This window comes from Streptomyces rugosispiralis, from assembly GCF_024505145.1.
GTDB classification, from domain to species: Bacteria; Actinomycetota; Actinomycetes; order Streptomycetales; family Streptomycetaceae; genus Streptomyces; species Streptomyces rugosispiralis.
The window spans coordinates 1-4,048 of the sequence record NZ_JANIAA010000116.1 but is presented as its reverse complement, the minus strand read 5'-3'; the positions used below and the strand labels follow the sequence as shown (position 1 = coordinate 4,048).

Here is a 4,048-nt window from a genome sequence, read left to right as displayed (position 1 = left end):
CAGCAACACCACACCGGAGAGGGCGTGATCGGCCAGCCAGGGGTGCCCGGTCAGGGACAGCCGACCGGTGAGCACGCAACCACCGGACTCGGGCAGCACGACCGTGGCCCCCAGCAGGGGATGATCGAGCGCGCCCAGTCCCAGGGCGGAGGCGTCACCCTGACCGGGCCGGGGCGTCAGCCAGTAACGCTCCCGCTGGAAGGGGTAGGTCGGCAGCTCCACCCGCCGCGCCGCCCCGAAGGCCGCGGACCAGTCCACCCGTACCCCGTGCACATGCAGCCGCGCCACGGCCGAGTGGAACTGGGCGAGCCCGCCCTCGCCACGCCGCAGCGAGCCGGTGACCTCCACGGACTCGCCGGAGGCGTCCGCGGTGTCCTGGATCCCCATGGTCAGGGCGGGGTGAGTGCTCGATTCCACGAAGACGCGGTGGCCGTCGGCGAACAGCGCCCGGAGCGCGCCGACGAAGTCGATCGGCTTACGGGCGTTCCAGAACCAGTAGTCCGCGTCGAGTCCGGTGGTGTCCAGGAGTCCGCCGGTCACCGTGGAGTAGAACGGAACGGTCGACTGGCGTGGCGCCACGTCGGCCAGCAGGGCGAGCAGCCGTTCCCGTAGCGGTTCCACCTGCGGGCCGTGGGAGGCCACGGTGGCGGGCACGACGCGGGCGCGTACGCCGTCCGCCGCGCATGCGGCGACGAACTCCTCGAGGCTCCGGGGGTCGCCGGACACCGTGGCGGCCGCGGGTCCGTTCACCCCGGCCACCACGAGGCGCTCGCCCCACGGCTCGATCCGGGTGGCCAGTTGTTCCGCCGGCAGGGCGACCGAGGCGATGGCGCCGTGGCCCACCAGGGTTTCGGCGAAGAGGCGGCTGCGCAACACCACCACCTTGGCCGCGTCCTCCAGCGACAGCGCCCCGGCCACACAGGCCGCCGCGATCTCGCCCTGGGAGTGGCCGACCACGGCCGATGGAGTGACCCCGTAGGAGGCCCACAGCTCGGCGAGGGACACCATCATGGTGAACAGCACCGGCTGGACGACCTCGATGAGGTCGAGCGAGGGCGCACCGGGCGCGGAGCGCACCACGTCCTCGATGGACCAGTCGAGGTGTGTCTCCAGGGCACGGGCGCATTCGGCGAACCGGCGGGCGAAGGCCGGGGAGGAGTCCAGCAGTTCCACGGCCATACCGGCCCACTGCGAGCCCTGTCCCGGGAAGACGAAGACCACGCCGGTGTCGGAGCCGGCCACTCCCTCCACCACGTTCGAGGCCGGCTCTCCGGCGGCCACCGCCGCGAGGCCGGTCCGCAGCTCCTCCGGTGTGGATCCCATCACCACCGCACGGTGTGGCAGCGCCGAACGGGTGATGGCCAGGGTCCATCCGAGGTCCCCGGGGTGGGCTTCGGCGGCCACGTCGGCGAGCCGGGCCGCGAACGCCCGCAGACCGGCCTCGCCCCGGCCCGAGAGCACCCAGGGCACCGTCACCGGTTCGGTCCGGGGCGGCTCGACGGGCTCGGCCTCCGACGCCTGCTCCACGATCACATGGGCGTTGGTGCCGCTCACTCCGAAGGCGGATACGCCCGCCCTGCGCGGCCGGTCGGTCTCCGGCCACGGGGTCCGCTCGGTGAGCAGCCGCACCGCCCCGGCGGACCAGTCCACATGCGGGGTCGGTTCGTCCACGTGCAGGGTGCGCGGCAGCACACCGTGGCGCATGGCGAGCACCATCTTGATGACCCCGGCGACACCCGCGGCGGCCTGGGTGTGTCCCAGGTTCGACTTGACCGATCCGAGCCATAGCGGCCGGTCCCGGTCCTGGCCGTAGGTGTCCAGCAGGGCCTGTGCCTCGATCGGGTCGCCGAGCCGGGTGCCGGTGCCGTGTGCCTCCACCACGTCGACATCGCCCGTGGACAGCTGGGCGTTGGACAACGCCGCGCGGATGACCCGGCGCTGGGAGGGCCCGTTGGGCGCGGTCAGCCCGTTCGACGCGCCGTCCTGGTTGGCGGCGGTGCCGCGCACCACCGCCAGTACCGGGTGACCGTGCCGTTCGGCGTCGGACAGCCGCTCCACCAGCAGCATCCCGGCGCCCTCACCCCAGCCGGTGCCGTCCGCCGCCGCCGCGAACGCCTTGGACCGGCCGTCCGGCGCCAGCCCGCCCTGCTTGGACAGCTCGACGAAGGTGTTCGTCGTCGTCATCACCGTGACGCCGCCCGCGAGTGCCAGCTCGCACTCCCCGTTGCGCAGTGCCTGGACGGCCAGATGCAGGGCGATCAGTGAGGACGAGCACGCGGTGTCCACGGTGACCGTCGGCCCTTCGAGACCGAAGGTGTAGGCGACCCGTCCCGAGAGCACACTGGCCGCACTGCCCGTGCCGAGGTGGCCCTGCACATCGTCCCGGGCAGCGCTGAGCAGTGTCGCGTAGTCCTGGCCGTTGGTGCCGATGAACACCCCGGTCCGGCTGCCCCGCACCGCGTCACGGTTGACACCGGCCCGCTCGAACGCTTCCCAGGAGGTCTCCAGCATCAGCCGCTGCTGCGGGTCCATCGCGATGGCCTCGCGGGGCGAGATCCCGAAGAGCGCGGCGTCGAAATCGGCGACGCCGCGCAGGAATCCGCCGTAGCGGGTGACCGACTTCCCGGAGCCGCCCGCGGGGTCGTAGAGGCCGTCCGTGTCCCATCCGCGGTCGGCCGGGAACTCCGACACCGCGTCGCCGCCCTCGCGCACCAGGTCCCACAGCGCTTCCGGCGTTGCGATGCCACCGGGGAAACGGCAGCTCATGCCGACGATCGCGATGGGCTCGCGGCTCTTCGCCTCGACGTCCTGCAGGCGCTGGCGGGTCTGCCGCAGATCCTTCGTGACCTCTTTGAGGTAATGACGAAGTTTCTCTTCATTCTCCACAGGACGGCCCTCTCAACGCGGTGCTGGACTCACTCGGAGACGAACTCGACGGCAGGTTCACGAGATCCCGAACTCCTTGCCGAGGAGGTCGAACATCTCCTCGTCCGTCGCGGAATCCATGTCGATGTCACTGCTGGTGGCCGTTCCCCAGTGGGACAGCAGGCTCTTGATCTTCGCGGCGACCTCGACACCGGCCACGTCGCTCGGGGACAGGTCGGACAGCACGGCTTCCAGCCTGGTCAGCTCGTCGAGCACGGATGTCGCGCCGCTCTCGTCCTCGTCACCGTGGCTGTCACTGTCACTGTCCGGGACGAACCGGGCCCGGACATGGTCGGCGAGCGCCGCAGGGGTCGGATAGTCGAAGATGACCGACCCCGGGAACGGTACGCCGGTGGCGGTGGCCAGCCGGTTCCGCAGCTCAACCGCGGTCAGCGAGTCGAAGCCGACTTCCTGGAAGGTCCGCGAAGGGTCGACCGAAGCGGGCTTCGCATGCCCCAGCACGGCCGCCACGTGGGCACGGACCAGCTCCAGCACCGCCCGATCGCGCTCGATGCGCGACATGCCGCGCAACCGGATGGCGAGTGCCTCGACCGGCTCCATCGGCGCGGTGGAGGGGGGTAGCAGTTCGCTCAGCAGCGGGCTCGGCCGTACGGCGGTGAACCGGGAGCCGAAGTGCTCCCAGTCGATGTCCGCGATCATCAGTGCGGTCTCATCGTCGTCCAACGCTCGCTGAAGGGCTGCCAGCGCCAGCCGTGGCGCCATGGCCCGTGCATGCCCGACCCCCATGCCACTGTCCGCCCAAGCCCCCCAGGCCACCGACGTGGCCACCAGGCCTTCGGCCCGACGCCGCCACGCCAACCCGTCCAGGACAGCGTTGGCCGCCGCATAACTCCCCTGACCCGCATTGCCCACAGTCCCCGCAGCCGACGAGAACAACACGAAGGCGTCGAGGTCAATGTCACGGGTCAACTCGTGGAGATGGCGGGCACCGTCGGCCTTGGCCCGCATCACCTCACGAATCCGCTCCGGGACCAGCGATTCGAGCACCCCGTCATCCAGGACACCCGCCGCATGCACGACGGTACGCACATCCGGGACCGTCGCCAGAAGAGCCGCCAGCGCCTCACGATCGCCCACATCACAGGCCACGACGCGCACCCGA

The 4,048-nt window shown here is 71.3% G+C and carries 2 protein-coding genes; both read right to left on the bottom strand.

The genetic code is table 11. The annotated features are described in order from the left end of the window. Positions 1–2,886, bottom strand: a 2,886-nt coding sequence (locus tag NP777_RS46535) for a type I polyketide synthase (protein WP_256656267.1), incomplete at its 3' end; no start/stop codon positions are given. Positions 2,887–2,943: 57 nt separating this feature from the next. Continuing rightward, on the bottom strand, positions 2,944–4,048 hold a 1,105-nt coding region (locus tag NP777_RS46530), incomplete at its 5' end, for a KR domain-containing protein (RefSeq protein ID WP_256656266.1).